This is a genomic window from Leptolyngbya sp. O-77, from assembly GCF_001548395.1.
GTDB lineage: Bacteria > Cyanobacteriota > Cyanobacteriia > Elainellales > Elainellaceae > Thermoleptolyngbya.
The window spans coordinates 125,356-151,793 of record NZ_AP017367.1 but is presented as its reverse complement, the minus strand read 5'-3'; the positions used below and the strand labels follow the sequence as shown (position 1 = coordinate 151,793).

Annotated in this window: 21 protein-coding genes; 7 read left to right on the top strand and 14 right to left on the bottom strand. The window is 55.6% G+C overall.

Annotated features, from left to right (window positions below):
- The first annotated feature begins 348 nt into the window (after nt 1-348).
- From O77CONTIG1_RS00715 to O77CONTIG1_RS00700, 4 genes are all read left to right on the top strand, one after another.
- Nucleotides 349-1,335 (top strand): Gfo/Idh/MocA family oxidoreductase, encoded by a 987-nt coding sequence (locus tag O77CONTIG1_RS00715; protein WP_197673372.1) that lies wholly within the window; start codon nt 349-351, stop codon nt 1,333-1,335.
- Nucleotides 1,336-1,540: 205 nt separating this feature from the next.
- Nucleotides 1,541-2,254 (top strand): polysaccharide deacetylase family protein, encoded by a 714-nt coding sequence (locus tag O77CONTIG1_RS00710; RefSeq protein WP_068507249.1) that lies wholly within the window; start codon nt 1,541-1,543, stop codon nt 2,252-2,254.
- A 150-nt stretch (nt 2,255-2,404) separates the two neighbouring features.
- Nucleotides 2,405-3,226, top strand: a complete 822-nt coding sequence (locus O77CONTIG1_RS00705) for a tetratricopeptide repeat protein (protein WP_156434788.1) — start codon at nt 2,405-2,407, stop codon at nt 3,224-3,226.
- 45 nt (nt 3,227-3,271) lie between these two features.
- A complete protein-coding gene (locus O77CONTIG1_RS00700) occupies nt 3,272-5,230 on the top strand; it encodes a glycoside hydrolase family 10 protein (RefSeq protein ID WP_068507248.1) in 1,959 nt (652 codons plus the stop codon).
- Nucleotides 5,231-5,500: 270 nt separating this feature from the next.
- Here O77CONTIG1_RS00700 and O77CONTIG1_RS00695 read toward each other — a convergent pair whose 3' ends face one another.
- The 7 genes from O77CONTIG1_RS00695 to O77CONTIG1_RS00665 all read right to left on the bottom strand — a co-directional run bounded on the left by O77CONTIG1_RS00695 (nt 5,501) and on the right by O77CONTIG1_RS00665 (nt 14,873).
- Entirely contained in the window at nt 5,501-8,473 is a 2,973-nt protein-coding gene (locus O77CONTIG1_RS00695) for an NHLP bacteriocin export ABC transporter permease/ATPase subunit (RefSeq protein ID WP_068507245.1), read from the bottom strand.
- Nucleotides 8,474-8,517: 44 nt separating this feature from the next.
- Nucleotides 8,518-10,905, bottom strand: a complete 2,388-nt coding sequence (locus O77CONTIG1_RS00690) for an NHLP family bacteriocin export ABC transporter peptidase/permease/ATPase subunit (RefSeq protein ID WP_084781958.1) — start codon at nt 10,903-10,905, stop codon at nt 8,518-8,520.
- 1 nt (nt 10,906) lies between these two features.
- Nucleotides 10,907-12,325 (bottom strand): NHLP bacteriocin system secretion protein, encoded by a 1,419-nt coding sequence (locus O77CONTIG1_RS00685; RefSeq protein WP_197673289.1) that lies wholly within the window; start codon nt 12,323-12,325, stop codon nt 10,907-10,909.
- A gap of 161 nt (nt 12,326-12,486) precedes the next feature.
- Entirely contained in the window at nt 12,487-13,605 is a 1,119-nt protein-coding gene (locus O77CONTIG1_RS00680; RefSeq protein ID WP_172799615.1) for a cyclic nucleotide-binding domain-containing protein, read from the bottom strand.
- Nucleotides 13,606-13,662: 57 nt separating this feature from the next.
- Complete coding sequence (locus tag O77CONTIG1_RS00675; RefSeq protein WP_068507241.1) at nt 13,663-13,968, bottom strand: bacteriocin; 306 nt, start codon at nt 13,966-13,968, stop codon at nt 13,663-13,665.
- 111 nt (nt 13,969-14,079) lie between these two features.
- Entirely contained in the window at nt 14,080-14,370 is a 291-nt protein-coding gene (locus O77CONTIG1_RS00670; RefSeq protein ID WP_068507239.1) for a CTB family bacteriocin, read from the bottom strand.
- 287 nt (nt 14,371-14,657) lie between these two features.
- Nucleotides 14,658-14,873: a DUF4278 domain-containing protein gene (locus tag O77CONTIG1_RS00665; protein ID WP_068507237.1), complete on the bottom strand. Its 216-nt coding sequence runs from the start codon at nt 14,871-14,873 to the stop codon at nt 14,658-14,660.
- 268 nt (nt 14,874-15,141) lie between these two features.
- Between O77CONTIG1_RS00665 and O77CONTIG1_RS00660 the strand changes: the two genes are divergently transcribed.
- Nucleotides 15,142-15,384, top strand: coding sequence for a hypothetical protein (locus O77CONTIG1_RS00660; protein WP_068507236.1), 243 nt, complete (start codon nt 15,142-15,144; stop codon nt 15,382-15,384).
- 77 nt (nt 15,385-15,461) lie between these two features.
- On the opposite strand, the gene O77CONTIG1_RS00655 is transcribed toward O77CONTIG1_RS00660, so the two are convergent.
- From O77CONTIG1_RS00655 to O77CONTIG1_RS00620, 7 genes are all read right to left on the bottom strand, one after another.
- Nucleotides 15,462-16,664, bottom strand: a complete 1,203-nt coding sequence (locus O77CONTIG1_RS00655; protein WP_068507234.1) for a metal ABC transporter solute-binding protein, Zn/Mn family — start codon at nt 16,662-16,664, stop codon at nt 15,462-15,464.
- Between the two features lie 533 nt (nt 16,665-17,197).
- Complete coding sequence (locus tag O77CONTIG1_RS00645; protein WP_068507231.1) at nt 17,198-17,989, bottom strand: alpha/beta fold hydrolase; 792 nt, start codon at nt 17,987-17,989, stop codon at nt 17,198-17,200.
- Between the two features lie 222 nt (nt 17,990-18,211).
- A complete protein-coding gene (fldA, locus tag O77CONTIG1_RS00640; RefSeq protein ID WP_068507229.1) occupies nt 18,212-18,724 on the bottom strand; it encodes a flavodoxin FldA in 513 nt (170 codons plus the stop codon).
- A 290-nt stretch (nt 18,725-19,014) separates the two neighbouring features.
- Nucleotides 19,015-20,043 (bottom strand): chlorophyll a/b binding light-harvesting protein, encoded by a 1,029-nt coding sequence (locus O77CONTIG1_RS00635; RefSeq protein WP_068507227.1) that lies wholly within the window; start codon nt 20,041-20,043, stop codon nt 19,015-19,017.
- Nucleotides 20,044-20,246: 203 nt separating this feature from the next.
- Nucleotides 20,247-21,257 (bottom strand): hypothetical protein, encoded by a 1,011-nt coding sequence (locus tag O77CONTIG1_RS00630; RefSeq protein ID WP_068507225.1) that lies wholly within the window; start codon nt 21,255-21,257, stop codon nt 20,247-20,249.
- A 144-nt stretch (nt 21,258-21,401) separates the two neighbouring features.
- Nucleotides 21,402-21,950, bottom strand: coding sequence for a universal stress protein (locus O77CONTIG1_RS00625; protein ID WP_068507223.1), 549 nt, complete (start codon nt 21,948-21,950; stop codon nt 21,402-21,404).
- A gap of 193 nt (nt 21,951-22,143) precedes the next feature.
- On the bottom strand, nt 22,144-24,360 hold the full coding sequence (locus O77CONTIG1_RS00620) for a Calx-beta domain-containing protein (RefSeq protein WP_068507220.1): 2,217 nt from the start codon (nt 24,358-24,360) through the stop codon (nt 22,144-22,146).
- Nucleotides 24,361-24,571: 211 nt separating this feature from the next.
- Between O77CONTIG1_RS00620 and O77CONTIG1_RS00615 the strand changes: the two genes are divergently transcribed.
- Both O77CONTIG1_RS00615 and O77CONTIG1_RS00610 read left to right on the top strand, forming a co-directional pair.
- Nucleotides 24,572-25,333, top strand: a complete 762-nt coding sequence (locus O77CONTIG1_RS00615; protein ID WP_197673288.1) for a DUF4058 family protein — start codon at nt 24,572-24,574, stop codon at nt 25,331-25,333.
- 61 nt (nt 25,334-25,394) lie between these two features.
- The gene (locus O77CONTIG1_RS00610; protein WP_286132479.1) at nt 25,395-26,369 is read left to right on the top strand and encodes a threo-3-hydroxy-L-aspartate ammonia-lyase; all 975 of its coding nucleotides are present in this window, start codon (nt 25,395-25,397) and stop codon (nt 26,367-26,369) included.
- Nucleotides 26,370-26,438: the final 69 nt, after the last annotated feature.

Sequence of the window (26,438 nt, the reverse complement as noted above, 5' to 3'; positions counted from 1 at the left end):
GCAGGAACCTGACACACGAAAAACTGACACACGAAAAACTGACACACGAAAAACTGACACAAGTGAAACTATATCTTGATCATCAGCCATCCAGAATAAAGACGACTGCTGATATCATAACTTTGTCAAGATTTGTAAGTTTTCTTCAAACTACCCCGTTCAAATCTAGCGGCTCTGAGCCGTCCTGAGCAACGGATTGGGTTAGCGCTTTGAGATAGCGGCTCCAAGTTAGCGATTGTGGTGTAGGAGATTGCAGGCGTGCAAAACGGATTTGTTGGAACTGCGGATACCTCAGTGCCACGCGGCTCGCATGATCCCATTCGAGTTGGCGTGATCGGCGTTGGCAATATGGGCCAGCATCACACCCGCGTCCTCAGCTTGCTCAAGGACGTAGAACTGGTGGGCATTTCTGATGTCAACGTTGAGCGGGGGCTGGATACGGCAAGCAAGTATCGGGTTCGGTTCTTTGAAGACTATCGCGAACTGCTCAAATGCGTAGATGCCGTCTGTGTAGCAGTTCCCACCCGGCTGCACTACTCTGTGGGGCTGACCTGTCTCCAGGGGGGGGTGCATGTGCTGATTGAAAAGCCAATTGCCGCCAGCATTGCCGAGGCAGAGCTATTGGTCAACGCGGCGGCCGAGGCTAACTGCATCTTGCAGGTGGGGCATATTGAACGGTTTAACCCGGCGTTTCAGGAACTCAGCAAGGTGCTGAAAACAGAAGAACTGCTGGCGCTGGAGGCTCACCGCATGAGTCCCTATTCCCAGCGAGCAAACGATGTGTCGGTGGTGCTGGATCTGATGATCCACGATATCGACCTGCTGCTGGAACTGGCCGCTGCACCGGTCACACGATTGACCGCCAGCGGCAGCCGCGCGTCGGATTCTGGCTATCTGGACTATGTGACGGCGACGCTGGGCTTTGCCAACGGCATTGTGGCCACGCTGACTGCTAGCAAGGTCACCCACCGCAAGATTCGCCGCATCGCCGCCCACTGCAAAAATTCCCTGACGGAAGCCGATTTTCTGAACAATGAAATTCTGATCCATCGGCAGACGACGGCCAACTATCGAACCGACTACGGGCAGGTGCTTTACCGTCAGGATGGGCTGATCGAGAAAGTGTACACCAGCAACATCGAGCCGCTGCACGCCGAGCTAGAGCATTTTGTGCAGTGTGTGCGCGGTGGCAAACAGCCTTCGGTAGGCGGCGAACAGGCCCTCAAGGCATTGCGGCTGGCTAGTCGCATTGAGCAGATGGCGCTGGATGGGCAGGTGTGGCAGCCGGATGATCTGAGCAGCGTGCAGTCGGAGGTGTCGGCGATCGCCCTCTAGCCCCTTCTGGCCTCTTTTAGCCTCTGGTCGTCGCAGGTGGCTTCAGGCGCTACCTTGGGCTGGGCAAGTCTTCTGACGAACCTGGCGCTGATCACGAATCAGGCGACAAATTCAGGCAACCAATCAGGGTCGGATCTTTGGGATTTATCGACAGGCTCCCCACTCTTTACTATGGAAAGGTAAGTTGTTTTGAGTGCGAGAGGCTATGGGGCTTGCTCAGCAGCGGCTTGTGCAGCAGGTAGCGCGGGCTTTTCCGGATGGGCTGTTTTATAAAGAAACCACCGAGCGCGTGGTGGCGCTGACCATTGACGATGTGCCCACGCCCGGTGAACCAGAGGATGAGTCTACCCAAAAGATTTTGGAGGCGATCGCCGAACACAATCGCCAGATTGAAGATCCAGACCGTCATGTACGGGCCACATTCTTCATCATCACCAGCCACCTCAGCCCCGAAAGCACCATCATTCCTCGCATTCGCGCCTACGGGCACGAAGTCGCCAACCACGGCATCGTAGACGACACAACCGCCCTCCAGCACCCCGAACTGTTTGCCCTGCAAATGCGTGAAGCCCACAACCGCATCTGCAAAGACTGCAATCAACCCATCCGCTGGTATCGCCCAGGTCGCGGGCTATATGCCAAGAGCATGGTGCCCAAGCTGCAAGCCATGCCCGGTTACGAACCCCGGTTTGCCCTGGCCTCCATGATTCCGGTAGACACCTTCAAGCCAACGGACAACGCCCTATTTAGCGCCTGGTATGTGTCGCGCTTCGTGTTTCCCGGCGCTATCTTGGTGATGCACGGCGGCTCTGCCGAGCGCTCCGAAAAAACCGCCGCCGCCATTCCCCTGCTGCTCGACTACTTGCAGCGTAAAGACTATCGCGTGGTCACGCTATCCGAACTTTGGGATAACTATTAGGCTGTGGAATGGGTAGGCTGTGGAATTAGGCCTTGGAAATCTAAAATCCAAAATCGCAAAGCCAAAATCAAGAATCGACCTAAACCCTGCGATTGGCTTCCATTGCTCCTGCCCTTTGCATTGCACTCCCAAACCTGTCATGATCAGCCTATGCTGATTTACATTTTTTCATGTTTGCTGGCAGCGCTGCTCTGGCTGGGCGCATTGCCCTTTGGAATCGCGGCTGAGGCAGCCCCGACACAACCACCGGAGCCGCTTCCGGTCGAGCTTCCATCGCTGAGCGAGCTGCGCGAAAAAGCCTTTGACGCAACCAACCGGGGCAGCTTCGCAGAGGCAGAAACCTATTGGACGGAAATCCTGAAACAGTTGCCCGACAACGCGGCCGTGTGGAGCAATCGCGGCAACTCGCGGGTCAGCCAGAACAAACTGCAAGCGGCGATCGCCGATTTTGACAAAGCCACCGAACTGGCTCCCGATGCCCCCGATCCCTACCTCAATCGGGGTGCGGCGCTGGAGGGATTGGGACGCTGGGAAGAGGCGATCGCCAACTACAACAAAGTGCTAGAACTCGACCCCAACGACGCGGCTGCCTATAACAATCGGGGAAACGCCAAGGCAGGACAGGGCAACTGGCAGGCGGCGATCGAAGACTACAAAAAAGCCGCAGATCTAGCGCCCGATTTTGCCTTTGCCAGGGCGAATTATGCGATCGCCCTCTACGAAACCGGGCAGACCGACGAAGCCATTCGCACCATGAAAAACCTTGTCCGCAAATACCCCCGCTTTGCCGACATGCGGGCCGCCCTCACGGCCGCCCTCTGGGTCGCGGGTAATCAGGGCGAGGCCGAGAGCAACTGGTACGCCGCCGTCGGGCTGGATGCACGATACAAAGACCTGGACTGGGTTGCCAATGTCCGCCGCTGGAGTCCATCGCTAGTCAGCGCCCTAGAGAAGTTTTTGACGTTGAAGTAAAACGAAGTAAAACTGAATCCAGCCCCGCCCGGAGCCTGACGAGTGATGAGTTTCTCTGACATCCAAAATCATTGGGCAAAAGCGTTTATCGAGGCGTTGGCCGAGCGTGGCATTGTGCGGGGCTTTGGGGACGGCACATTCCGCCCTGAGCAGACGATTACTCGCGCTGAGTTTGCATCCCTCCTGCGTTCTGCCTTTTCCGTTGCGCCCAAGCGACCTTACGTGCCGTTTCAGGATGTGCCAGAGAGTTTTTGGGCTGCCCCTGCGATTCGCTGGGCTTATGAAACCGGGTTCATGGCCGGTTATCCTGACGGATCGTTTCGTCCCGCAGAGGCGATCGCCCGTGTGCAGGTTTGGGTGGCGCTGGTGAGCGGGCTGGGGTTTGCGGCATCGGGTCAGGCTCCGCTCTTCGACCTATATGCGGACGCGGGCGAGATCCCCGACTGGGCACGACGGGCGATCGCCACGGCCACAGAAACGGGGCTGGTGGTAAACCATCCCGACCTGAAACGAGTGCGATCGCAGCAGGCAGCTACACGGGCCGAGGCGGCTAGCTTCGTGTATCAAGCACTGGTGCGTTTGGGCCAGGTTCCCGTAATCGAGTCGGTGTGGATTGTGCGCTGGGTGCGGACGGTCGCAGTGTCGCATCGGCGCGAGTTTCGGGCGGCGTGGGTGGCAATCGTGTGGAATATCGACTTTCCCAGCACCCGCACGCTGACCACCGACCAGCAGCAGGCAGAACTGATTGCCATTTTTGACCGATTGCGATCGCTCCATTTCAACGCCGTAATTTTGCAAATTCGCCCCGAAGGGGATGCGCTGTATGCCTCCACGCTGGAGCCGTGGAGCTTTTGGCTGACGGGCACTCAGGGCAAACCGCCCAGCCCCGCCTACGACCCGCTGCAATGGGCGATCGCCCAGTGTCGCCAGCGCAACCTGGAAATTCACGTCTGGTTCAACCCCTATCGCGCCCGCACGTCCCAGCAAACGGTCAACGTTTCGCCCCACCTAGCGGCGACGAATCCTGATGTGGTCTATCCTTGGGGCAACCAGCTCTGGATGGACCCTGGCGCGACCGTTGTGCAGGAACGCACCTACGCCGTGATTCTGGACGTGTTGCGCCGCTACGACGTAGATGGCATTCACCTGGATGATTATTTTTATCCTTACCCAATCGCTGGGCAGAGCTTTCCCGACGACAAAACCTATCAGACCTATCGCAACGGCGGCGGCACGCTCTCGCTCAAGGACTGGCGGCGAGATAATGTAAATCGCCTGGTGCAGCGCCTTTCCAGCGGCATCAAAGCCACCAAACCGCACGTAAAATTTGGCATCAGCCCGTTTGGAATTTATCGCCCCGGCCAGCCGCCGCAAATCCAAGGACTCGATGCCTACGACCAACTTTTCGCCGATGCGCTGAAGTGGCTCCAACAGGGCTGGGTAGACTATCTCGCGCCGCAGTTGTATTGGCGCATTGACCCACCCGCCCAGAGCTATCCCGTGCTGCTGGAATGGTGGGCAGATCAGAATATCCAGAAGCGCCATATCTACCCTGGCAATAACTTATCTCAGCTTGATGGCAAAGCCTGGGACGTAACCGAAATCGAGCGGCAGGTGGCTATCACGCGCCAGCTAGAAAGTAAACTCGCCCTCGGCAATATTTTCTATAGCATGAAGGCGCTGCTAACGAATCGCGAGGGCATTGGCGATCGCCTCCAGACCAATATCTACCGCACCGCCGCCCTGCCGCCCGTCATGCCCTGGCTCCGCAGCTTGCCCCCCGTGCCGCCGCAAAATGTGCGCGTCTTGGGAAATCGACTGGTCTGGAGCAGCGCCGCCAGTGCCCGTTCCTGGACGCTCTATCGCCAAGCAGGAAGCACCTGGACGCTGCAAAGTATCTTACCTGCTGCCACAACACAGCTTACCCTTTCGCCCGGAACCTACGCACTGTGTACGGTCGATCGGCTGGCGAATGAGAGCGCGGGCATAGTAGCAGTGGTTTAAGCAGCAGTGGTTTAAGCAGCAGTGGTTTAAGCAGCAGTGGTTTAAGCAGCAGCGATACAAGGACTATGCTGCGCCAAAAACGACCTAATGCGGCACTGCGCTAAGCTAGAGCATATTGCGCTGGTGCTGTGCGATGTGAGCAGCCAGAATCCTGTAGTTAGGGGAAAACTGGGCGGCGTGGGTTGGGGCGATCGCTGATAAGCAACACTGGTGCAAACAGGAGGAATAAACGGTTGCATAACGGTATTGGGGGCTGAGCGAGACGATCGGCTAAACGCGCTGGCGCTGAATCAGTTGGCTAAACAATCCAGGCTGGGTGGCCAGCGCCTCAAAGTCGCCCTCCTGCATGACACGGCCGTTTTGCAGGACGTAAATGCGATTGGCATTGCGAATCGTGCTGAGACGGTGTGCCACCACAATTCGCGTCACGCGCAAGCGATCCAGACTCTTGCTGACAATGGCTTGGGTGCGGTTATCCAGGGCGCTGGTGGCTTCGTCAAACAGCAGAATGCGGGGACGCAGGGCCAGGGCGCGGGCAATTAGCAAGCGCTGGCGCTGTCCGCCCGAAAGGTTTGTGCCGCCCTCGCTGACGACCGTGTGCATTCCCATCGGCATCGCCTGCACGTCATCGGCCAGTCCCGCCATGCGGGCTGCTTCCCAGGCTTCCTCCATGCCAATCAGCGCACCGCTGGCAATGTTTTCAAAAATCGATGCAGACATTAGGCGGCTATTTTGCAGCACCACACCAAGCTGTCGTCGCACCGCTTGCATATCCAGCCCAGACAAATCCTGTCCATCATAATAGACCGTGCCCGACTCTGGCGTGTCGAAGCCCAGCAGCAGCCGAAACAGTGTCGATTTGCCACTGCCCGATGGGCCCACCAGCGCAATGAACTCTCCCGGATCGGCGTGAATGCTCACATTATCCAGCGTCAGCGGTCCATCTTCGCGATAGCGAAACACCGCGCGATCGACAGCAACTTGCCCGGTTAAACGATCTGGATCGGCCTTGTCATCTGCCACTTCTGGTACGGCATGAAGAATAGGTAATGCCCGCTGCCAGATGGGTAACACTTCCATCACATCGACTAGTGTAGTGCTGAGACTAGTCGCCCCGCCGATAAACGTACCAAACGCGGCATTGAACGCTAGAAACGTGCCGATGGAAAAGCTGCCGTCCTGAGATTGGGATTGCTGAAGTAACTGTACTGCGAATGCAAACAAGACGGCTGGCGTTAAGGCAGATAACAAGTTATTGATTACTGCCAGATTATCCTCAATGCCTTGTGATGCCAGCGTTAGTTTTAGCTGCTGGCTGTATTGCCGTCCCCAATAGGCAAAGGCGCGAGTCTCTGCTCCGGCAACGCGAAATTTTGCCACGCCGTTGATGATTTCTCTCATGATGCCTTGCAGTTTGCCCTGGCGATCGAGCAGGGGACGTGCCTTTCGCAGGGTCAGGATACTGGAGATGACCGTCACGCCGATGTTAATCAGGGCAACGAGGAGGGCGATCGCCGCTAGGGGCGGACTGTAGTAAAACAGCAGACTCAGGTTCAGCAGCGAGAATATTCCAGAGAACAAGCTTTTGAGAATAGTATTGCCCAATTTTTGCCGAATTTGGCTGACGGCAGACACCCTTGCGCTCAGATCGCCGATGGAATATTGTCGAAAGAAGGATAGCCGTAGCGCCAGCAGCCGATCCCACACTGCTGCCTGCGTCGCAGCATCCGCAACCGTTTCTAGCCGCATCAGGGCAATGCTCTGGGTAACCTGGAACAGGGTTGCGCCGATTGCTGTGGCCAGCAGCCCCAGCGCGATTTGCAGCAGCAGGCTGCGGTTGGCATCGGGAATGGCCTGGTCGATCAGGAGGGCAGTTGCCTGGGGGGTGACCATGCCCAGCAGCGTTGTGCCTAGTCCTGTGAGTAGCACCACCCACAGTTCTTTGAAATGTCCCCGCAGGGCAAATTTCAGCAGCGCTAGGGGCTTGGCGACGGGTGGCAGCGGGCGATAGAAGGTGTAGGCAGTGGGAGAGAGGGTTGCCGCAGCGCGGGCATCGCAAATGGTGCAGGTTTGGCGCAGCGGATCGAGCAGTTCGTAGCGCGAGGCAGAACGAGGCAGCAGGGCCACAGGACGACCGTCCTCCAGGGAGTAGGCCAATAGCGGGCCGCCGTCCTGATGCCACCAGCCCTCTCGCAGGGTGACGCGGCGAATGCGGATGTGGGAGGCACGGGCGATCGCCTCGATGGGGTCTTTTAGCCGCCGCAGGTCTTCTGACTTGCCAGGGGGCGAAATCCCGATTCCCAGGGCCTGCCCCACAGCCCCAGCCGCCGCCAGTAGAGCCGTTTCTGGGTTCGTGGCGATCGCCGCGTCTGCTGCATGTCCTAGTGATGTATGTCCCGATGAAGTGGGCGTAGCATCAAACACGGTCGATAGTTCGTCCAGCGTCCGCGCCACCGCTTCCGTATTGAGCTGCTGCCGTTCGCGATAGCGTGCGAGTTCCTGATGTTGTTCCTGAGCTTCGAGCCTCTGGATTCCGTGCATCACCTTTGCTTGCAGATGGCTTAGTCCAGTCATCAGGGCGATCGCCGACCGGGCTTCACTGGTGCAGGTTTCCAGTTCTACAATATCGCTAGCTTGGAGCCAGAGATGTCGTTCCAGCGGCAGCCACACCCCCAGTTCCAGTGGCAAACTCGACACCCCTTGCAGTATTGCGGTTCCTTGCAGCACGCGCACCCAGGTTACTGCACCCTGAGGCGGCTGAAACACTTCGCCCGCACCCAGCACGCCATATCGATTCATCGGTGTTGGCATCTTTGTTGCGGTCATTCCTGCCAGCGTGGTGCCCAACCGATGAACCCAGCCCTCGATCTGCCGCTGGGCTACCTGCGGTTCGTCGTGCAGCCATTGGAGGAACTCGGAGGGCGATCGCCCTGCCAGATCCGTCTCTTCCAGGGCCACCGCCATCAGTTGATACGGCTGTTGACGCGGCTGTTGACATGGCTGCGATAATCCCGGTTCGCCAAACTCGGCTGCGTCGGCTGCAAATACAGCCTCGCCCGCGTTGACGCTGAACAAGTATCGCCGCCGCCCGCGTGGAACTCCATCTTGCATTGGCACAGCAAACAGCGCCAGTGAACCGGATTGTACCTGCCAAACTGTCTGGTGGTCTAGCAGTAAGGGTTCATTTCCGTGCAGCGAGCGGGAGGGATGAATTGGCTCAAGCTGTCTCTCTTCTGTCAGCATTCCTGCGTTCCTTCTATCTTATTTTTCAGATTGCAATCTGCAAGTTATTCAATCGAGCCGCCTTCGCTGCGAATGAGTTGGAGATAGGGGCCTTCCTGCGCTTTAAGCTGGTCATGGCTGCCTCGCTGAACCACTTTTCCGCGTTCCAGCACAATGATTTCATCACAGTCTCGAATGGTGCTGAGGCGGTGCGCCACGATGAGACAGGTGCATCCGCGTAGCCGCAGGTTGTAATCAATGATGCGTTCCGTTTCTGTGTCCAGGGCGCTTGTCGCCTCATCCATGACCAGAATTGAAGGATTGCTGACCAGCGCCCGCGCAATTTCCAAACGCTGCCGCTGTCCGCCACTGAGATTCGTTGCGCCTTCCGACAGTTCCGCCCCATAGCCCCCTGGCATAGATAAGATAATGTCGTGTACCGCAGCATCCCGACAGGCTTGAATCAGTTGTTGATCGGAAAGCGTTGTGTCCCACAGGGTCAGATTGTCGCGCACGCTGCCCGCGAACAGCAGCACCTCTTGCTCAATCATCGCCAGGGAATTTGCCAGCACAGAACGCGGGAGGCTCTGGCGCGGCTGTCCGTCAAAGTAAATCTCGCCTGCCCAGGGCTGATAGAGGCCGCACACCAGTTTAGCGATCGTCGATTTGCCGGAACCACTGCCGCCCACTAGTGCGACCCGCTGACCCGGCTGGAGCGACAGACAGAAGTTTTCAATCAGCGGCGGTGCAGTGCGGCTATAGCCAAAGGTAAGGTTATGAATGTCCAGATAGCCTTCAAGTTTGGCGAGGGTGGGAGAGGCAGCGAGAGCGTGGGTTTGTTCCGAAGCAGGAGTGGCGTGAGACATGGCAGGTGAGTTGTAGGTGGGTGTCATGTGCTGTTCTAGAAGCGGATCTTTGGGATTCTGCAAGACATCATCCAGGCGGGTCAGCGTCCCTTCCAAGTCTTGAAAGTCGCCGCCCAGCCGAATCAGTTGACTGACAGGCTGCATGAACTGCTGAATCAGGGATTGAAACGCCACCAGCATCCCGATGCTGAGGTAGCCATCCATCACGCGGAAACCACCGACAACGAGCAGCAGCATAGTGCTGAGGCTGGTCAGCAAGGTGGGCAACACGCCGAGTTTTTGATTGAGGCTGTCCAGGTCCTGACGCGCATTCAGCAGCTTGGCATAGTAGCCGGCCCAGCGCGTGAAAAAGTCTGACTCTAAACCGGATGCCTTGAGCGTTTCGATACTTTGCAAGCCAGACATTGCCACACCGTTTACCTTGCCCTGTTCTTGCATCAGCCGAAGATTGGTATCAGTACGGAAGCGAGAGACTGCCTGTAAGGCCAGCAGGTTAATACAAACGAACGCAATTCCAATCAGTGTAAGGATGCCATCGTACTGCCACATGACCAGTCCATAAAAGATGACCATGACGGCAGAGATTACCGTGGTTGCAAGCTGTCCGGATAGCAATCCAGCAAGGCGATCGTTTAGCTGAACGCGGCTGCTGATTTCACCCGCAAAGCGCTGATCATAAAAGCTAACCGGAAGGTAAAGCAGATGCCAGAGAAAACGGCTGGACATCCCCATCGCCAGCTTGACTCGCAAACGGCGGAGTAGCTGAAGCTGCAAGCGTGTGAGCAGTCCAGTGACAGCCGCAGTAAACAGCATCATGAACACCAGTGGACGCAGCCAGTCCTGTCGCCCTTTCAGCAGCACCTCGTCCACAAATGCCTGAGAAAAAGCGGGCATTGCCAGTCCTGGCAACACCAGCAGAAATCCAACGGCGACGCAGAACAAGAGCGAACCAACGGAACCCCGTAACCGCTCCTTTAGCGCCCGCAGCACGCTTGGCTTTTGCCCTCCTTTTTGAAACTCAGCGCCCGGCGCAAAGGTCAGCACTACGCCCGTAAACGCCTCGCTGAATTCTGCTAAAGAAACGGTGCGCGGGCCCGTTGCCGGATCGTTTAGATAAACCCGCTGGCGATGGAACCCCTGTACAACTAGAAAGTGGTTGAAGTTCCAGTAGACGATAAAGGGGGGTTTTAGCTGTTGCAGTCTGGCGAGATCTAGCTTGAAGCCTTTTGCATCTAGCCCGTAGCTGCGGGCGGCGTTGAGTAAGTTCGAGGCTTTGCTGCCGTCGCGGGAGATACCGCAAGCTTGGCGCAGATCGGCCAGAGAGGCGATCGCCCCATGATAGGCCAAAATCATCCCCAGCGATGCGGCTCCGCATTCCACCGCCTCCATTTGCAGCACCGTGGGAACGCGATAGATGCGGCCGTGCCCCCAGAGGGTGGTGGGCAGTTGCCGAAGCGTGTGCGGAAGCTGGCGGAGGTGTTGGGGAAGCTGTTTGCAGTGCTGGGAAGCCTGCTGGAGGGCTTGGGAAACCTTTTGAAATCGCTGGGCCCAGCTTGGGGGGGAAGGTTGTAGAAGTTGTGGAGTCATGCTAGTTCATCCCCGTCAGCGATTTGAAAATGGGCAGCACGTAGGAAATGGGCGATCGCGCTTCAGTCGTGATGCGTCCGGTCGCCGTTGTGCCTGCTGTAATCGCCTGGCGCGGCCCGTTGGAAGACGACCAGACATACTGGAGCGTGTCGTCGGACTGCCTCCCCGATTCGCGGGTTTCTAGCCGCACAAAAATAGCCAGATGGGGCTGCTCATTCATTAAGGCAGGTAAGATATCGGGATTGCCGACTAAGCTGGCGGCTCCGGCCCGAGTCAGCGGAAACTTAGACACTTCAAACACTTGCCCCTGAATGCCGCCATACTCTTCCCGCTTAACGGTGGTAGGGGTTAACTGTACAGTCATCCCTGGCATAATTTTCTTACCTTCGCTGACGGGTAAGAACATCACCCCTACCAGTGGCGTGGCATCGCCTTGGGCCGACAACGTGACGATGCTTGCGCCCGCTTCTAATCGCTCGCCCGGTTTGGCGGAGACTTCTAGCACTTGCCCATCGTAGGGGCTGGTGATTTCGCTGTTTCTCTGAAGCTGTAGCTCTAGCTGGGCGATCGCCCGCTGGGTTTCCTGGATCTCCTTTTGCCGCGCCGTATTGGCGATTAAATCCTGCTCTCGTCTCGTCGCCGCCTGGGTTTCCAGGTTCTTGATTTGCGCCTGCAACTCATTACTCTGGTTTTCGCTGCGGAGGTATTCGCGCTGGGCATCGGCCTCTTTTACGTCGAGCTGCTTAAGCTGAGATTCCGCCTGATTTAGCTGGGCGCGGGCGTTGAGGTATTCCTGCTCTGCTTGCAGCACCATATCGCGAGACAGTGCGCCTTCTTCGTGGGCGGTTTGGCGGGCTTGCCAGCGCTGCTCGTAGGTGGGCAACTGGTCGCGCAGAGCTTGGAGCCGCTGTTCTAGCGCAGTCCGCTCCTGCTGAATGGCTTCGATGCCCTTTTCGCGGATGACGGGCGTGAGGGATTGCACCGTGCGTAGGCTCTGCTGGAGTGCTTGCCGCTGTTGGGCGATCGCCGCCTGTTCAAAGCGATCGCGCTGGAGTTGGGCGGTGCGGGCTTCCTCATCCTGCCGCTGAAGCTGGGCCAGCTTTTCTCGCGAAAGCTGCAACTGCTGCTTGATCTCCGACTGATCCACCGTTGCCAGCACGTCACCAGGACGGACGCGATCGCCCATTCGCACAGGCAGCGTCAGCAAACGCCCAGACGTGGGAACCTGAACGCGAATGATTTGACTCGGATCAACGCGCCATTGATCGGGCCCCAACTGGGCAACGGGAAGGGGCACTAAAACCCCCTGTCCCGGAACAGTAATGGGAATGCGCCCTAGCACGCTCCAGACTGCGCCGCCGATTACAATCGTACCCAGCGCGAGTAAAGACAGCCAGCGCTTGGGACTGACGACCTGCACCAGTTGATCGAGTTGCTCTGGGGAGGCGCTGCGCTCAAGCGCTTCCGGACGAAACAGCTTGTTTTTTGCAGAATAGTTCGCATTTACTGGAGATCCTGAACTCGCAGATAAATGCCCTCCGGATGAGCTGAGTGAAGGGTTTAGCAAACTGTTTTCTGGCATTACCATTGCGAGTCTCTCCCGTTTTCTTGTTGCGCCTGAATTCGCTTGAGCAGCCACTCAAACCGCGCTTCGGCAAGAGAAATGCGGGTCAGTAAACAGCTACTCAAATCGTCGCGATCGCCCATCGGTTCTGCCCTTTCATCTGCGGAACCCAGGGTTGCGGCATAAAGCTGATGCAGCATTGCCTCATATTCCGTAGCAAGTAATGTGGCCAGCACCCGGTAAAACCGCGCAGCAAAGCTAGGATCGTGCAGCAGTTTTGCCGCCAGTCGCCAGCGCGGAATCGACAACACCTGCGAATCGCGCAGAGCGCTGGCACAGAGCGTCAGGTCATGGGCATTGACCAACTGCATCTCGCCCACCAGATCGCCCCGCGACAGCCGTGCAATTTCTTGATGGGGTGCAGAGGGATTTTCAGCAGGTGCAAGCGTTTGGGCAACTAGGCTAGACATTTCGACAGGCTGGCTCAGCAGCAGCGCTCCCTCCAGGACAATGTGTAACGCATCGGGCGATCGCCCTGTAGACAGCAGCACCGTTTGTGCTGGCAGAGATTGAACCATTCCTACTGTTGCCAGCCAGTCCAAATCGCTGTCTTGCAACTCAGCAAATAAGGTAATAGATTGTCGCAGGGGCGATCGCCGGACGGGAAGGTTCTGATACTCAAACTCGCGCACCAGTCGCCAATTGCGAGCCGACATCAACAGCGCAATGGTTCGATAAAACCGGGATGCAAAGCTTGCGTCTTCCTGAAGCTTTTGCAGCAGCACGGCACGCGGAATGCAAAGAACCTGGCACGGAGACTCAGAAATAATCGAGTAAGGAAGCAATCTAGAATCCAAAATCGTAGACAGGCTGGCAAAGTCACCCGGCAGGACTTGCGAAAGCGTAGTAGCTGACCATGATTCCGAAGAGGATGCTTTCTCGAACAAGTGGGCGATCGCTGCTTGTCGAATTGGCGAGGCGATCGTCACCATGCCTTCGAGAATCAAAAACACATGATCAGATGGCTGATCGGAATCAACTAAAAACGTTTCTGCGGGAACACTGCGATACGTTGCAGCTTGCACTAGCCAATTCAAATCTGAGGAATTCAGTTCCTCAAGCAACAAACAAGTCATTGACAACCTCCCGATCGCCATGAGAGCAAGAAATAAGGAACAGACAAGATACGGTCTCTAATAGCCAAATAGCCTGCCAATGCTGGACAACGCTTTCATCAGGCTATTCGTTGAGTCAAATCCCGTCAGATTAATCTGGAACACGGAGAAGCGCGTCTGCGAAGACTGGCTGGCTTGCGACAGAGCCGCGTAGTCCGACTCAGTAGATACTAAAGACAGTTCATCGCTGCCATCAAGTCTGACCAGGGTGAGGGATAAATCGACCCCGCCTGAAATTTGCGCTAGATCTTGCTCTGACAACTCGATGGGAGCAGCGGTGGATGGAGGCGGTTCCGCCGGATAAAACTGAGGCGCATGAGACATGGGACTGTCCGAATTCAACACTTAGGCGTTTTACTGCACAGGGTCACACTGGCGCGTTATCGATTCAAAAGGACAATCGCACGACACCAGCAGTGACCCCTGTGGGCTTATCTATTTACCGAGAGATGTGAATCGATTTGCGCCAGAAATCGTGCGCTCGAAGTCGAGGGTCGAAATCGTGCCACTGCCATTCGGCCCCGCAAAGGTCGCCTGGCCCAGGGACAAGCGCTCTTGCCCGAAGAAACTGGATGACCCATCCATGAGGCTGCTGAAATCGCCCAGGCTCAGACCGCCCGCGCACTCATCCAGATCAGCCTCAGAAAGTTCGGTCATGGCCAGGTCGCTGGGGGGAATCTCCTCGATATAGGTTGCAGTGAACCGTTCAGATTGCATCGATTCCATGTGGATTTCTCCTTAATGTAAGGTCAGACAGTCGGAGGACGTGGACATCTTGCCCTCCTGTACTGCCATATTTTTGGTGGCTGGAAGGGTATACAGATTTTAGATTTTGGATTTTGGATTAGTCATTTAGCGAGTACAGGAATTCTGCATTTGAGGCAGATAAACTCAGATAAAAAAGCGATCGCCCTCCAAAAAGAGCGATCGCCATTTACTTGTGTGGGAAGAACTAGGTAAGTATGTTGAGGGATCAGTCGAGCGTTCAGAACCTTTAGCCAGAACCGCTTAACCTAGATAGCCAGAATGTTCTCATTGCTAAAGCTGGGCTTTGCTTCGGCACGATATTGTGCGCCACGATAGGTCAGATTTACAAACACCTGTGTAGGCAGTTTAGAGGGGGAGTGCATCGTCATCTCTGCGCCGCGATAGCAGCCGTTGAAGCTTTGGCTGTTGGTGGGCAGTTGGTTGCTGGCAATGTAGTCGGTGCCACGGTAGGTCAGATTCATGGTTGTGTCTCCTGGAAGTGAGATAGTGTGAAGTGCGTTTCGTTCGATGCTTTGGTTATAGAGCGATCGCCCCGGTCAGCGCGATACTGAAAAGTTAAGGACTTTTTTCCGGCCCAACTCCTTAACTTTTCTGAATAGAGCGATCGCGCTTTTCGTCCTATAAATAATTTATGGCTCCAAAGCGGTAGCTCGTCAGCCAGAGGTACGCCTCGACACCCCTCTATAACTTCCTCTACAACCCCGTCTACAACCCCCTCCAAACGCTCCCATGTTCTACACCACTGATGCTCCCGGATTGTCAATCGATGCCTCACCCGACCCGGCTCCATTCTCTGTCGCAGAAAAATCCAGCCACCCCGCAGAAGCAGAGCATGGCGGCTGGATTGGGTTTACAGTCCTAGCGATGCTGATGGCGATGGGCTTTGCGGGTTTGACCTTCGGCTCCATCAAACTCGCCGAAGGAGCCATCCTGTCACAGCAGAGCATATTTGGCCCTGCCCTTATGCGCTAAGCCCCTCATACGCTAAGCCCCTCATCTACCAAGATTTGTGGTGCCAAGATTTGTGGCACAGCGGCCTAGAAATCGGGCTAAAACCTCAGGCTGACTCGCTGAGGCAGCACAGCAGTGGTTTTCTGAGGCATCCACTGTGGCAGCGCATGGGGCAATGTAGACTGAGTTGAGCCACCCGTAAACGCAGACACCAACGCCTTCACGTTCTGCCGCATGGTGGCGATGTAGTAGTCCGGCTGCAAGGCTTCGGGGCCGCCTGTTTCCATCGGGTCAAAGGTGCTGATATTCACGTCCAGGTCTTGGGCGATCGCCGCAAACGCATCTTCTCCACTTTGAGGCTCGGTCAGCAGCGTTTTGAGATTACTGGCTTTTACCGTATCCATGACGCGCTTCACGTCCTGGGGCGACGGGTTGACATCCGGCACATCCACTAGAAAATCAGCCTTTAGCCCATAGCTTTCGGCAAAGTAAGGCGCAAAGTCATGAAAGGCAACAAACGTTTTGTTGGCAAATGGCCGTAGCTGTTGGGCAATCTCCTCATCTAGCGCCTGCAACTGCTGAATGTAGGCGGCTGCATTCGCAGTGTAAACAGCTTGCCCATCCGGATCAGCCGCAATCAGCCCGTCGCGAATATTTTCGACCTGTCGAATCGCCCGCTTTGGATCAAGCCAAATGTGCGGGTTAAACTCGCCGTGGCTGTGGCTGTGGGCAGTTGGCTTGTTTGCGGCTGTTTCTTCAGCGTGATCATGGGCATGATCATGAGCATGATTATGATCATGATCGTGACTATGGCTGTGCCCGTGATCGTGCGCCTCTCCTTCAATAGACTCAGTTGTGATTGTAGCGATGCCAGCGCTGGAGTCAATCACTTTCAGATTTGAACTTCCTGCATTTTCAATCAAGCTATCCAGAAACGATTCCATTTCCAGACCATTTTTCACCAAAACATCGGCCTGGGCAATCCGCTGGGCATCTTCAGGGCGGGCCTGATAGTCGTGTGGGCCAACATTGGTTGGCAGCAGTTGCGTCACCTCAGCGCGATCGCCCGCCACGGCCTTTGTGAACTGGGTCATTGGGATAAACGTGGTGACGACCCGGAGTTCTGGCGTATCGGCGGCGGCTGTCGGCGGCTGAGATTCGGCATTGTTGCTAGTGGAAGCAGTGGTGCAACTGCCCAAACCGAGGGCGATCGCCGACGCAACGACAATGGAAATGCGCTTTGGAGAGACATAGCGAATGGCCGAGCCTGCCTGTTGCCAGGTTGCTTTGGGAGGGGTCATGGTACTCATCCTCAGGTACAGATCTAGTGGGAAAACGATTAGAAAAGCAGCTAGCAGCTATGTAGAAAAGCAGTTAGCAGCTATGAGAATGATTATCATTTTTTCTAACACTATACCACAGAACCAAACGCTTGAGCGATCTGCACTGCCCAAAGAACTTGGGAAGCCGACCCAATCGATTCGACACTTGTGTCATCAGATGTTGAATCAGATTAGCGACTCGAAGGGTTGCAGGCTGTGGCATTGTCTTGAGTTCATAATCTGTGCAGCCGATTGCTAATTCCGACAGCGCCCGACAGGGATGCACCGCACATTTCAGGTGATACTCCCCCGTAAAGTAAGCACAGCGGCTGCACGGAACCTGATGCAGTCGCCTGAGTCGCGCTATCCCGTCCTGAACTGCAAAACAAACGGATAGACAAAAACAGACTGTGATCAGCCAAATTCCAAGAATGCAGAGAGGATTCATTTGAGAATGATGTTGGTAAGCGTAGCTGTAAGGAGCGAGGTAATGATGACAGAAGGCTTCCCCCTTAGCCCGCAGACGCAATCTCGAATGCAGGGTGTTGAGCAGGCAAACGTGAGAAGGATTGCCAAAAATCTAGAATTTGCTCAGCCGTAGACTGAGGAAAGTGATAGTGAAAGAAATAGCGCCCGCCTGGACACTGCCACAGGCGATCGCCCGGTGGTGTCCAGCCTGTTTCATCTTTTGTAAAGAAGCCTTCACCCTTGAGCCAGGGTTGCCAGCCGTTCAGTGCATTGGGGTCGATAATCGTGTCTTCTGAACCACCGCAGACCAGCAGCGGTACGGGCACCCCGCCAGGAAACAAACTCGCCCGTCGATAAAGCGTGTGGGGCGACAGCGAGCTGTCTAGGTCTTTTTCCAAAAGCTGAATCAAGTCTTGCGTGACTGGCCAGGACTGTCGCCCAAATAGGGTGGGCACCATTTGCGCCAGCACCGTTTCGCGGCTACAGGGCAGCAGGGCAAAGCGGCTGTAATAGTGCGCCTGCCAGTCCACCAGCGGATATACGCCGACGGAGAGCAGGGTGAGCGATCGCACTCGTTCGGGGTGCCGCCGCGCATAGAGCAGGGCCAGTGCGCCGCTGATGCCATGCCCTAGCAGATGCACCGGGCGATCGCCCTGCTTGAGATAGTCATGCAGTAGCACCAGCGCCGCCGCCATCGACACGGCTTCGTCCTGGGTCTGGCAATATTGCCAGTGAGCAACTACTCCATGTTGCACCAGATGCTTTAGCAGCGGGCGATCGAATTTTTGCAGCGCAGGGCTGACGCTGAGCCACAGCGCATCGGGCGATGAAGACATACAGAATTCCTTACAAAACGAATGCAGAGGTGAACCAGTAAACGAGAATTACCCTCAACTAGAGTCGAGCCATGACCTATCTGACCTTTGGAGGGTCAGGCATTGGGTTGAGGGGCGGTCAAGAGGATTGGTAAACTGCCCAATCCCAATCCCCTCCCAATGCCTGACCCTGTTCTGAAAAACTGCTTTCAGAAGATGAAGATTTTGAAAAGCCTCGCAGTGCTACACACCAAATTCTCGCTTGAGCTGAGCAACCCAGGTTTTCACGCGCTCGTCCGTTAGGTCAGACTGGTTATCTTCATCGATTGCCAGCCCCACAAACTTGCCATTGCGTACTGCTTTCGATTCATTAAAATCATAGCCATCGACCGGCCAATAGCCGACTGTTGTGCCCCCCAGCGATGAAATCTTCTCTTCTAAAATGCCCATCGCATCTTGAAAGTTGTCTGCATAGCCGACCTGATCACCCGCACCAAAGTAAGCGACCTTCTTGCCAGAAAAGGCGATCGCATCTAGCTCGTCATAGAACCCTTCCCAATCGCTTTGCAGTTCGCCAATGTTCCAGGTCGGGCAGCCTACAATCACACACTCATACGCTTCAAAATCTTCAGGACTGGCATTGGCAATGTCGATCAGTTCCACCACGCTGTCTCCGCCAAATTCCTTTTGGATTTGTTCTGCAACGGTTTGAGTATTGCCCGTTTGCGTTCCAAAAAATAGCCCAATCTTTGCCATAGTCTCTCCGACTTCTATCCATTGAACTTTCTAAAGAAAAGTGTTCTCATCTCTCAATGGATTGTTGGAGCCAAGAAAAAAGCTTCTCGAAACTTGCGAAACCTATCTGCAAGATACTCTCTACAGCGTTTTTGAAGCTGGTGAGGTACGTGGATAGTCAAGCAGCGTTTGCCCCGTCAGGACTATGCGTGCCTCACCCCGCAAGAAAATGCTGTAGACACTCATGATTACAGTCTGCTCAGGGTTCGGTAACCTGTCAGACTACCTGCACTTTTGACTGCGCTTCAAGCCTACACTTCAATCGTATTCAGCGCCCGTTCTACACGGCGAAAATCGAAGCCCATTGCCCGCAGCGCGTGCCACAGGTGGCCCTGCAAAAAGAAAAACGCCAAAAAGAAATGAGCATTTGCCAGCCAGCAGCGCGGAGTGTGTGCCCCCATCGGAAGCTCGACGGTATCTGCGAAATAGGGCGCAACACCGAGCTTGACCGCCAATGGCGGCCCGTAGAACTCAACGGGATAAGCCAGTGTATTGACTGCACAGAAATAGGCCGCAACAAAACCTGCCAGCGCGATGCCACCCAGCGAGTAGGACAAGATTGCCTCCCCAGAAAACATCAGCACCCTCTTAGCCCAGCCCAGGGGCGGCACCAGGATATGCCAGATTCCACCCCCAATCAACATCAGCCCCACATAGATATGTCCGCCGACCAGATCTTCCAGGTTATTGACACTGGCGAAATGAGTTTGATAGCCATAAATCACAGCAGGGTTAAGCGTTGGATTGGTGACCAAACGCACGGTTTGCGTTGCAGCATCATACAGTCCGCCCCAGTACATTGCCTTGGCAGCCAGCAGCAGCGCCCCTGCACCCAAAAACAGGAGATGATGCCCCAGAATGAGGCCAAGCTGCTTTGGATCATCCCATTTGAAATCGAACAGTTTGGCACGACCGCTGGCCTTGGACAAATCTTCGGGCGCTCGGAAGGTATGAAACAATGCTCCTGCGCCCAAAACAGCCGACGAAATGAGATGCACCGCGCCCACCACGAAGTAAGGATAGGTGTCGATCACCTCGCCACCGTTGGCCACGCCCAGACCGAGCGTGGCCAGGTGCGGCAGCAGGATTAATCCCTGTTCGCCCATTGAGCGCGTCGGGTCAAACCAGGAAATTTCAAACAGGGTGAAGGCACCGGCCCAGAAGGTGATGAGTGCAGCCTGAGCTACATGGGCTGCGATAAACAATCCAGAGAGATTGGCAAAGCGGGCGTTGCCAGCCCACCAGTCATATTTCACATCGGGATTATCGTAGGTTTGCATAAAGACAACTGTCCTCACATGTTAGGAACTGCAAGTCATCGAGGATTAATGAGAAATATCCTCAATAAGAAGCCTACCCTACAAATCGGAATAGTTCTCAATAGCAGTCCATAAAGTTTTGTATCAATCGTCGCAGCAGACACAAAAAAGAGGGCGATCGCCCTCTCTAACCCAGACTTCGTTTCTGCGTGGCCCAGTGCGTTCTACACGCGCCGCCGCACCAGATAAAAGCAACTGCTGTAGGCCTTGCCTCGCTGCATCGACCAGTTGCCCGTGAACGGCGTAACGCTGCTGTCGTCTGCGGCCCGCACCAGCACGCTATATTGCCCAGGCTTTAGCGTATAGGTTCCCTCTGCGCCTTTTTCAGGGCAGGATCGGGGAGGCGTGCTATAGACCTGACAGTCACGGCAGGGCGGCAATTCGGCAAACTGCGGTTCTGGGCCACTAAAGACAATGCGTAATACATTGGGCGAGTCATTGCGAATTTTGACCACACTGCTGCTGTTGCCGGAAGATCCCAGGGGTTGCGGTGGCGGAATCTTGCCTGCGCCTGTTTCATTGGCTTGGGCAACTAGGGTACGAGCGATCGCCGCTTCAGCATCCCGCGCTTCGGCGGCGTTGGGATAGTCGTTCAGCACGCTGCCGTAATGCTGTATCGCGCCTGCGTAGTCTTTTTGCGCCTCATCCTTTTTGCCACAGGCGAAGTGCAGTGACGGGGCTTGGGTTGCGGGGTCAACCATGAGGTTTTGGTTCACTAGCGCCGTCATGCTGGAACAGACTTTTTCATCGGCCAGCGCGTCGGGGCTATGCTGCTGAAACAGCGTCCTGGTTTGCTGCTGGACGGTTTCGCGGAGGGCAGTGTCGGGGTTGAACGTCAAAAACTGGCTGTAGCTAACCAAGGTGGCGCTGGGGCCAGCGGCTTCCTGGTCTGCGCCAATTTTCAAAAATTGTTGGCATTCGCCACGAAATGGTGTGGCGCGAGTCACGTATTTTTCGGCGTTGAGGTCTTGCAGGCGAGTAAATTGGGCGATCGCCGTTTGGCAGTCGCCTGTCTGGTAGGCGGCCTCGCCCTTGCGGTAAATTCCAGAGTTTCGCAGTTCTGGATAAACCACGCCGCCCAGCAGCGCTAGCACACCGACCAGACCCACCCAGAGCAGGGGGCGCTGGCGACGCGGAGACGCAGCAGGCGTAGCAGGTGCAGTACGATGGCTCATGGTTGGCTCCCGTTGGACAAGGAATGGGGTTACGCCAATTCCTATTGCCTACGCTGCTGCACCTATGTATTTAACGTGAGTGAGGATAGAGGCTTGTCGGCCCTCCCTCCTCCCGCCTTCTAAGCGGTTCAACTCACGTTTTAGCTAAGACAAGGGCGCGGTTTTCGCCAAATCGGTCTGGGCCACGTCGGACTGTACGGCAGTCAAGGGCGTGGGTGTCGCTTGCAAGACCAGCACTGCACAAGGCGCATGGTGCAACACGTAGTTGCTGACGCTGCCCAGGAGGGCTTCCGTGAGGCCGCTGCGACCGCGCCGACCCAGCAGCACTAAATCAGCATCCCAGCCTTTCGCCAAGTCGCAAATGCCACGTCCGGCATCGGTGCAGCGATAGCTAAATTGGGTAGACACACCCTGGGCGATCGCCCCTTGACACAGATCATTCAGCCAGTCGCGCACCTCTTGGGTTTGCCGCTCCAGGTAGTTTTGCTGCGCCTCATAAGCCTGCGTCACCAGTTGCGGAGCCAGCCCCATTTCGCCTGGCAGCAGCATCGGACCCAGGATCAAATCAGGGTTCAACGCATGATACAGCATCAGCTCAGCGTTTTGCGTTTTCGCCAGCTCTAGCGCCTGTTCATAAATCGATTGCCCCAGTGGAGATTGATCCAGCGCCGCCAAAATCTTCTTGAATGTCATAACAGTTTCTCCCTACCAACTTTTCCCTAACAAATTGCAGCGAAGCGGGAATTAAACGATGGTTATTCGCAGAGGACGCGATGGAGTTGATGCGTATTTCTGCTTACCTTCAAGCTATCGCATTTTGCGTGGGTCATCTCAGGTTTGCAACAGGACTTTACGAGGAGTAGGAAGCGGAAACCTGAGGCGCAGGCTAAATCGCAGGCGATCGGATCGAGACAAAATCGGCTTTGGTGATTTGGGACTTGGCGATGCCAGGGAGGATGGCCAGCAGATCGCTGCCAAGGCTGATGCGTGTGCTAAGGCTAGATCCGCTGCCCTGCTGCACGATTTTGAGTCGGGGGAAACGTAGACCGGGCACGAGTCCGAGGCGATCGCCCCCGTCTTGAAAATCCAAAATGCGAATGGAGCCAGTCCCCCGCTCCAGCGCAAACACATCGCGCCCCTGGTTGCCCCGCAGCGTGTCATTGCCCGTCCCGCCAAACAGCGTATCGTTGCCGCGCCCGCCTGTCAGCGTGTCATTTGCGCCCAAGCCGAGAATCGTGTCGTTGCCGTTCAGTCCGGCGATCGCATCTCGCTGTGGCGTGCCAATCAGCAAATCATTGCCATTCGTTGCGCCTGCATCTTGAATGGTGATAGTTGTAGAATTTACGTTCCCGGTGAGTGTATCCAGCGTTCTTGCTAGTGGGTTATTGACAGGCGCAACAGACAGCGAAATCGTTTCACTTCCCTCAACCAATGCATCTGTCAAAATGGGAATTTCGATAGTCTTGCTGGATTCGCTAATGCCGAACGTAATCGTTCGCGGAAACGATGCAGCATCATAATCTACGCCAGCCGTTGCCGTTCCACCGGCGATCGCCACGCTGACCTGAGACAATCCCGCCAGCGTTCCGGTGCGATTCAGCGTCAGGGTCGCAACGCCTGCGGTTTCGCTGACCAACAGCGTACTTTGGGCGAACTGCACGCTGGGCGGCGGCGGCAGTGGGGCGCTGAGCGCTGGGCGGCGGCGCGTGTCGTCAAAGGTAACAATATTGGCAGCCGTTAACACAGGATCATTGTCGAAGCTAACGAGTCTGGCTTGTGCAGCAGGGCCTGTTCCATCTGGATCGAAAAATAAGATATCCGAGGCGCTGTTGAAAATGAAGCGATCGCCCGCATCCAGCGCTGCCGTGCCGACCACAAACTGGCTAGATAAGATAGCGCCATTGATGGGTAGCCCGACATTACGAAAACTAGACGGCTCTGCGGTTCCTACATAAATCCCAATCGTGTCTTCTGCTGAATTGAAATCCACAATGAAATCGTCATCCTCAAATCCAGGACGATAGGTGTAGAAATCGAAGCGATCGCGCCCATCTCCGCCTTCTAAACTGTCTTGTCCAGGGCCACCCGATAAGTAATCATCCCCTGCATCACCAAACAACTTGTCGTTATCAGCTCCGCCGAAAATAACATCGTTGCCGTTACCCCCGCTTAAAACATCTTGTTCGTCTGTAAAAGGGTTTTCAGAATCAGGGTTATCCAAGCCAGGGTCAGGATTGTCGCCATAGATTAGATCATCGCCCTCCATCCCATCAATTGTGTCCCAGCCGCCTTCGCCATAGATCGTGTCGTTGCCTGTGCCACCATTTAGATAATCACCCGCTGGGCGGGTATAGCTAGAGTCTTGAAAATTTGTAATTCGGCTATTACTGCCACGTAGTAAGTCGTTGCCGGCTTCACCATAGAGCATGTCGTCGCCATTGCCACCCAACAGCAAATCGTCACCCTCTTCGCCGCGCACCGTGTCATCACTATCGCCTGTGTCGATTGTGTCGCTACCTGCCCCCGCGTAGATCACATTGATGCCGTTGGTGTTGCTGATGCCGCTGCCAGGAACGGTGTTATTTTCTGCTCCAAGCTGAATAGGCAACGGGCTTTGAGCATCTTCGATAATGATGATGATCTCCTTAAAGCGGCCGCCAGGAATGAGGCGAGGCGTGTTGAATGGGCGACTAGCACCATCAACTAAAAATGTCTTTGACAGGTAATCTGCCAATTGCTCTGGTCGAGGATAGAAAAATCGATAGAGTTCTGTGGAAACATCACCAGCGATCGCATCCCATGATTCTTTCAAGATATAAGTTTCCTGAGTAAAACCGACTGTATCTGTCGGATCGAGCGATAGAGTAATCGTGTTAAATCCGTCTGTATCGTTGCCAATGCCGTCATTGTTGACATACAGCGGCAGAAAAAGCTGAGAGCGTCCCTGCAAATCCGTGTTAAAAGATAGCGGATTGATGGGGCTAAATGTCTCGCCTTCTGGCAGTTCCCAAACGGGTAAATAGTCGTCTATATCCCAGTCCACACCGTCACCATAAGGTGAGGAGTAGTTAACACCTTTTCCCTTGCCCTTCTTTTTTGCCATTGCAGATTGTCTCCAGAAGCAATTCTCGAATATTCTCCAGGGAAAACTTGCATGATTCGGGAATTGATCGAAAAGTCTGAAGATTTCCGCAAACTTCTGTCAAATTCACGCTTTTAGCGCTTTGGAGTGTCGTTATGATCGAGAAAATGACTGATCTGTGATTCGGATAGTTGATTCGGACGCTTTAGCCATGCCGTCGCCTTTTCCTGGAATGGACCCCTATCTTGAAGGCTATCTCTGGTCAGATGTACACAACGCCCTTGCCAACAAAATTCGGCAAATGCTCGTGCCGCTGCTGCGCCCTCGCTACACCGCACGATTGGAGGTGTACCTAGTCGAAGATGCGTCGCCAGAGAGTGAAATCGGCATTTTGTATCCTGATGTAGAAGTGCTTCAGGTGCAGCCGACTGAGGCGAGTCGCCAAACAGGCCCAGCGTCCCAAGGCGCAACAGCAACCACGCCCGCCCTCTTAACTCTGCCGCTGCTCCTACCCGTCGAAGTCCGCATTCCAACCATCGAGATTCGCGATACGGCTCAGAATCGGTTGATTAGCTGCATTGAAATTCTGTCTCCGGTCAACAAGCGAGAACCTGGATTGAGCGAATATCGCCGCAAGCGGCAACGGCTCTATCAAGCCAATGTTCATTTGATTGAGATCGATTTGCTCCGCAGAGGCACTCGTCCGTATAATCATCCGCGCTTGCCTGCGGTGCCTTATCTGGTGACGCTGACTCGCGCCCATTCTGGAGTAGTGGAGGTTTGGGCGATCGCCCTTGCGGATGAGCTACCCACCCTTCCAGTGCCGCTGCAAGCGCCCGATGAGGCAGTGCCGCTTGATTTGGGGGCAGCTTTGAGGGCAATCTACGATGAGGCCGCCTACGACTTGTCGATTGACTACCGCCAGCCACCGCCGCCCCCCGCGCTCTCTGAACTGGAAATAGAATGGTTGCGGTCACAAATTGAAAAGGCTTAGAAAAAATCGGGTGGACATCACGATGGTACTTGCTGCTTCAACTTCCAATCAGGTTAACGAGTTGTCCGTATCCTACTCCGATGTGGCAGCAGCGGCAGAACGGCTGGCGGGTGTAGCCCACCGCACGCCCGTCATGACCAGCCGCACGGTAAACGATCGCACGGGTTGTGAAGTGTTTTTCAAGTGCGAGAACTTTCAGCGGATGGGCGCGTTCAAGTTTCGCGGAGCCTATAACGCGCTGTCGCAGCTTTCGCCCGCAGAAAAGCAGCGGGGCGTGCTAACTTACTCATCGGGAAACCACGCGCAGGCGATCGCCCTCTCTGGCAAACTATTGGGCATTCCCACCACCATCGTCATGCCCGCCGACGCGCCCCAGGTCAAGCAAGATGCCACGCGGGGCTATGGCGCAGAGGTGGTGCTATATGACCGCTCCGAAGCCGTGCGCGAACAGGTAGCCCAGCAAATCGCCGAGGAGCGCGGTGCGGTGGTGATTCCGCCGTATAACCATCCGCACGTCATCGCGGGTCAAGGCACGGCGGCCAAGGAACTCATCGAAGACGTGGGCGAGCTGGATTATTTGCTGGTGTGCTGCGGGGGCGGTGGGCTGCTGTCGGGCTGTGCGATCGCCGCCCACACGCTCTCGCCAAGTTGTCGGGTAATCGGCGTGGAACCTGCCGCCGGAGACGACGCGACGCGATCCTTCCACACCAAAACGCTGCAAACGGTGCAAAACCCCGACACGATCGCCGATGGCGCACGCACACACGCGCTAGGAAGCCTTACCTTTCCGCTGGTGCTGCACTACGTTCATGACATGGTGGCCGTGCCTGATGACGCGCTGCTGCGGACGCTGTTTTTCCTCTGGGAGCGGATGAAGCTGGTGATCGAGCCGACGGGGGCGCTGGCCGCCACAGCCCTGCTGGAAGGCTACTTGCCCCAGGTGACGGGGCGCGTGGGCGTGATCATCAGCGGCGGCAATGTCGATCTTCGGCAAATTGGGCGGTTGATGGCGGAAATCCTCCCTGCTGATAGGTGAGGAAACAGGAAGCCAGATGACAAAATATGAATGGGGTAGCCGTCTTGCTGCTTAACCCAACCCCAAATC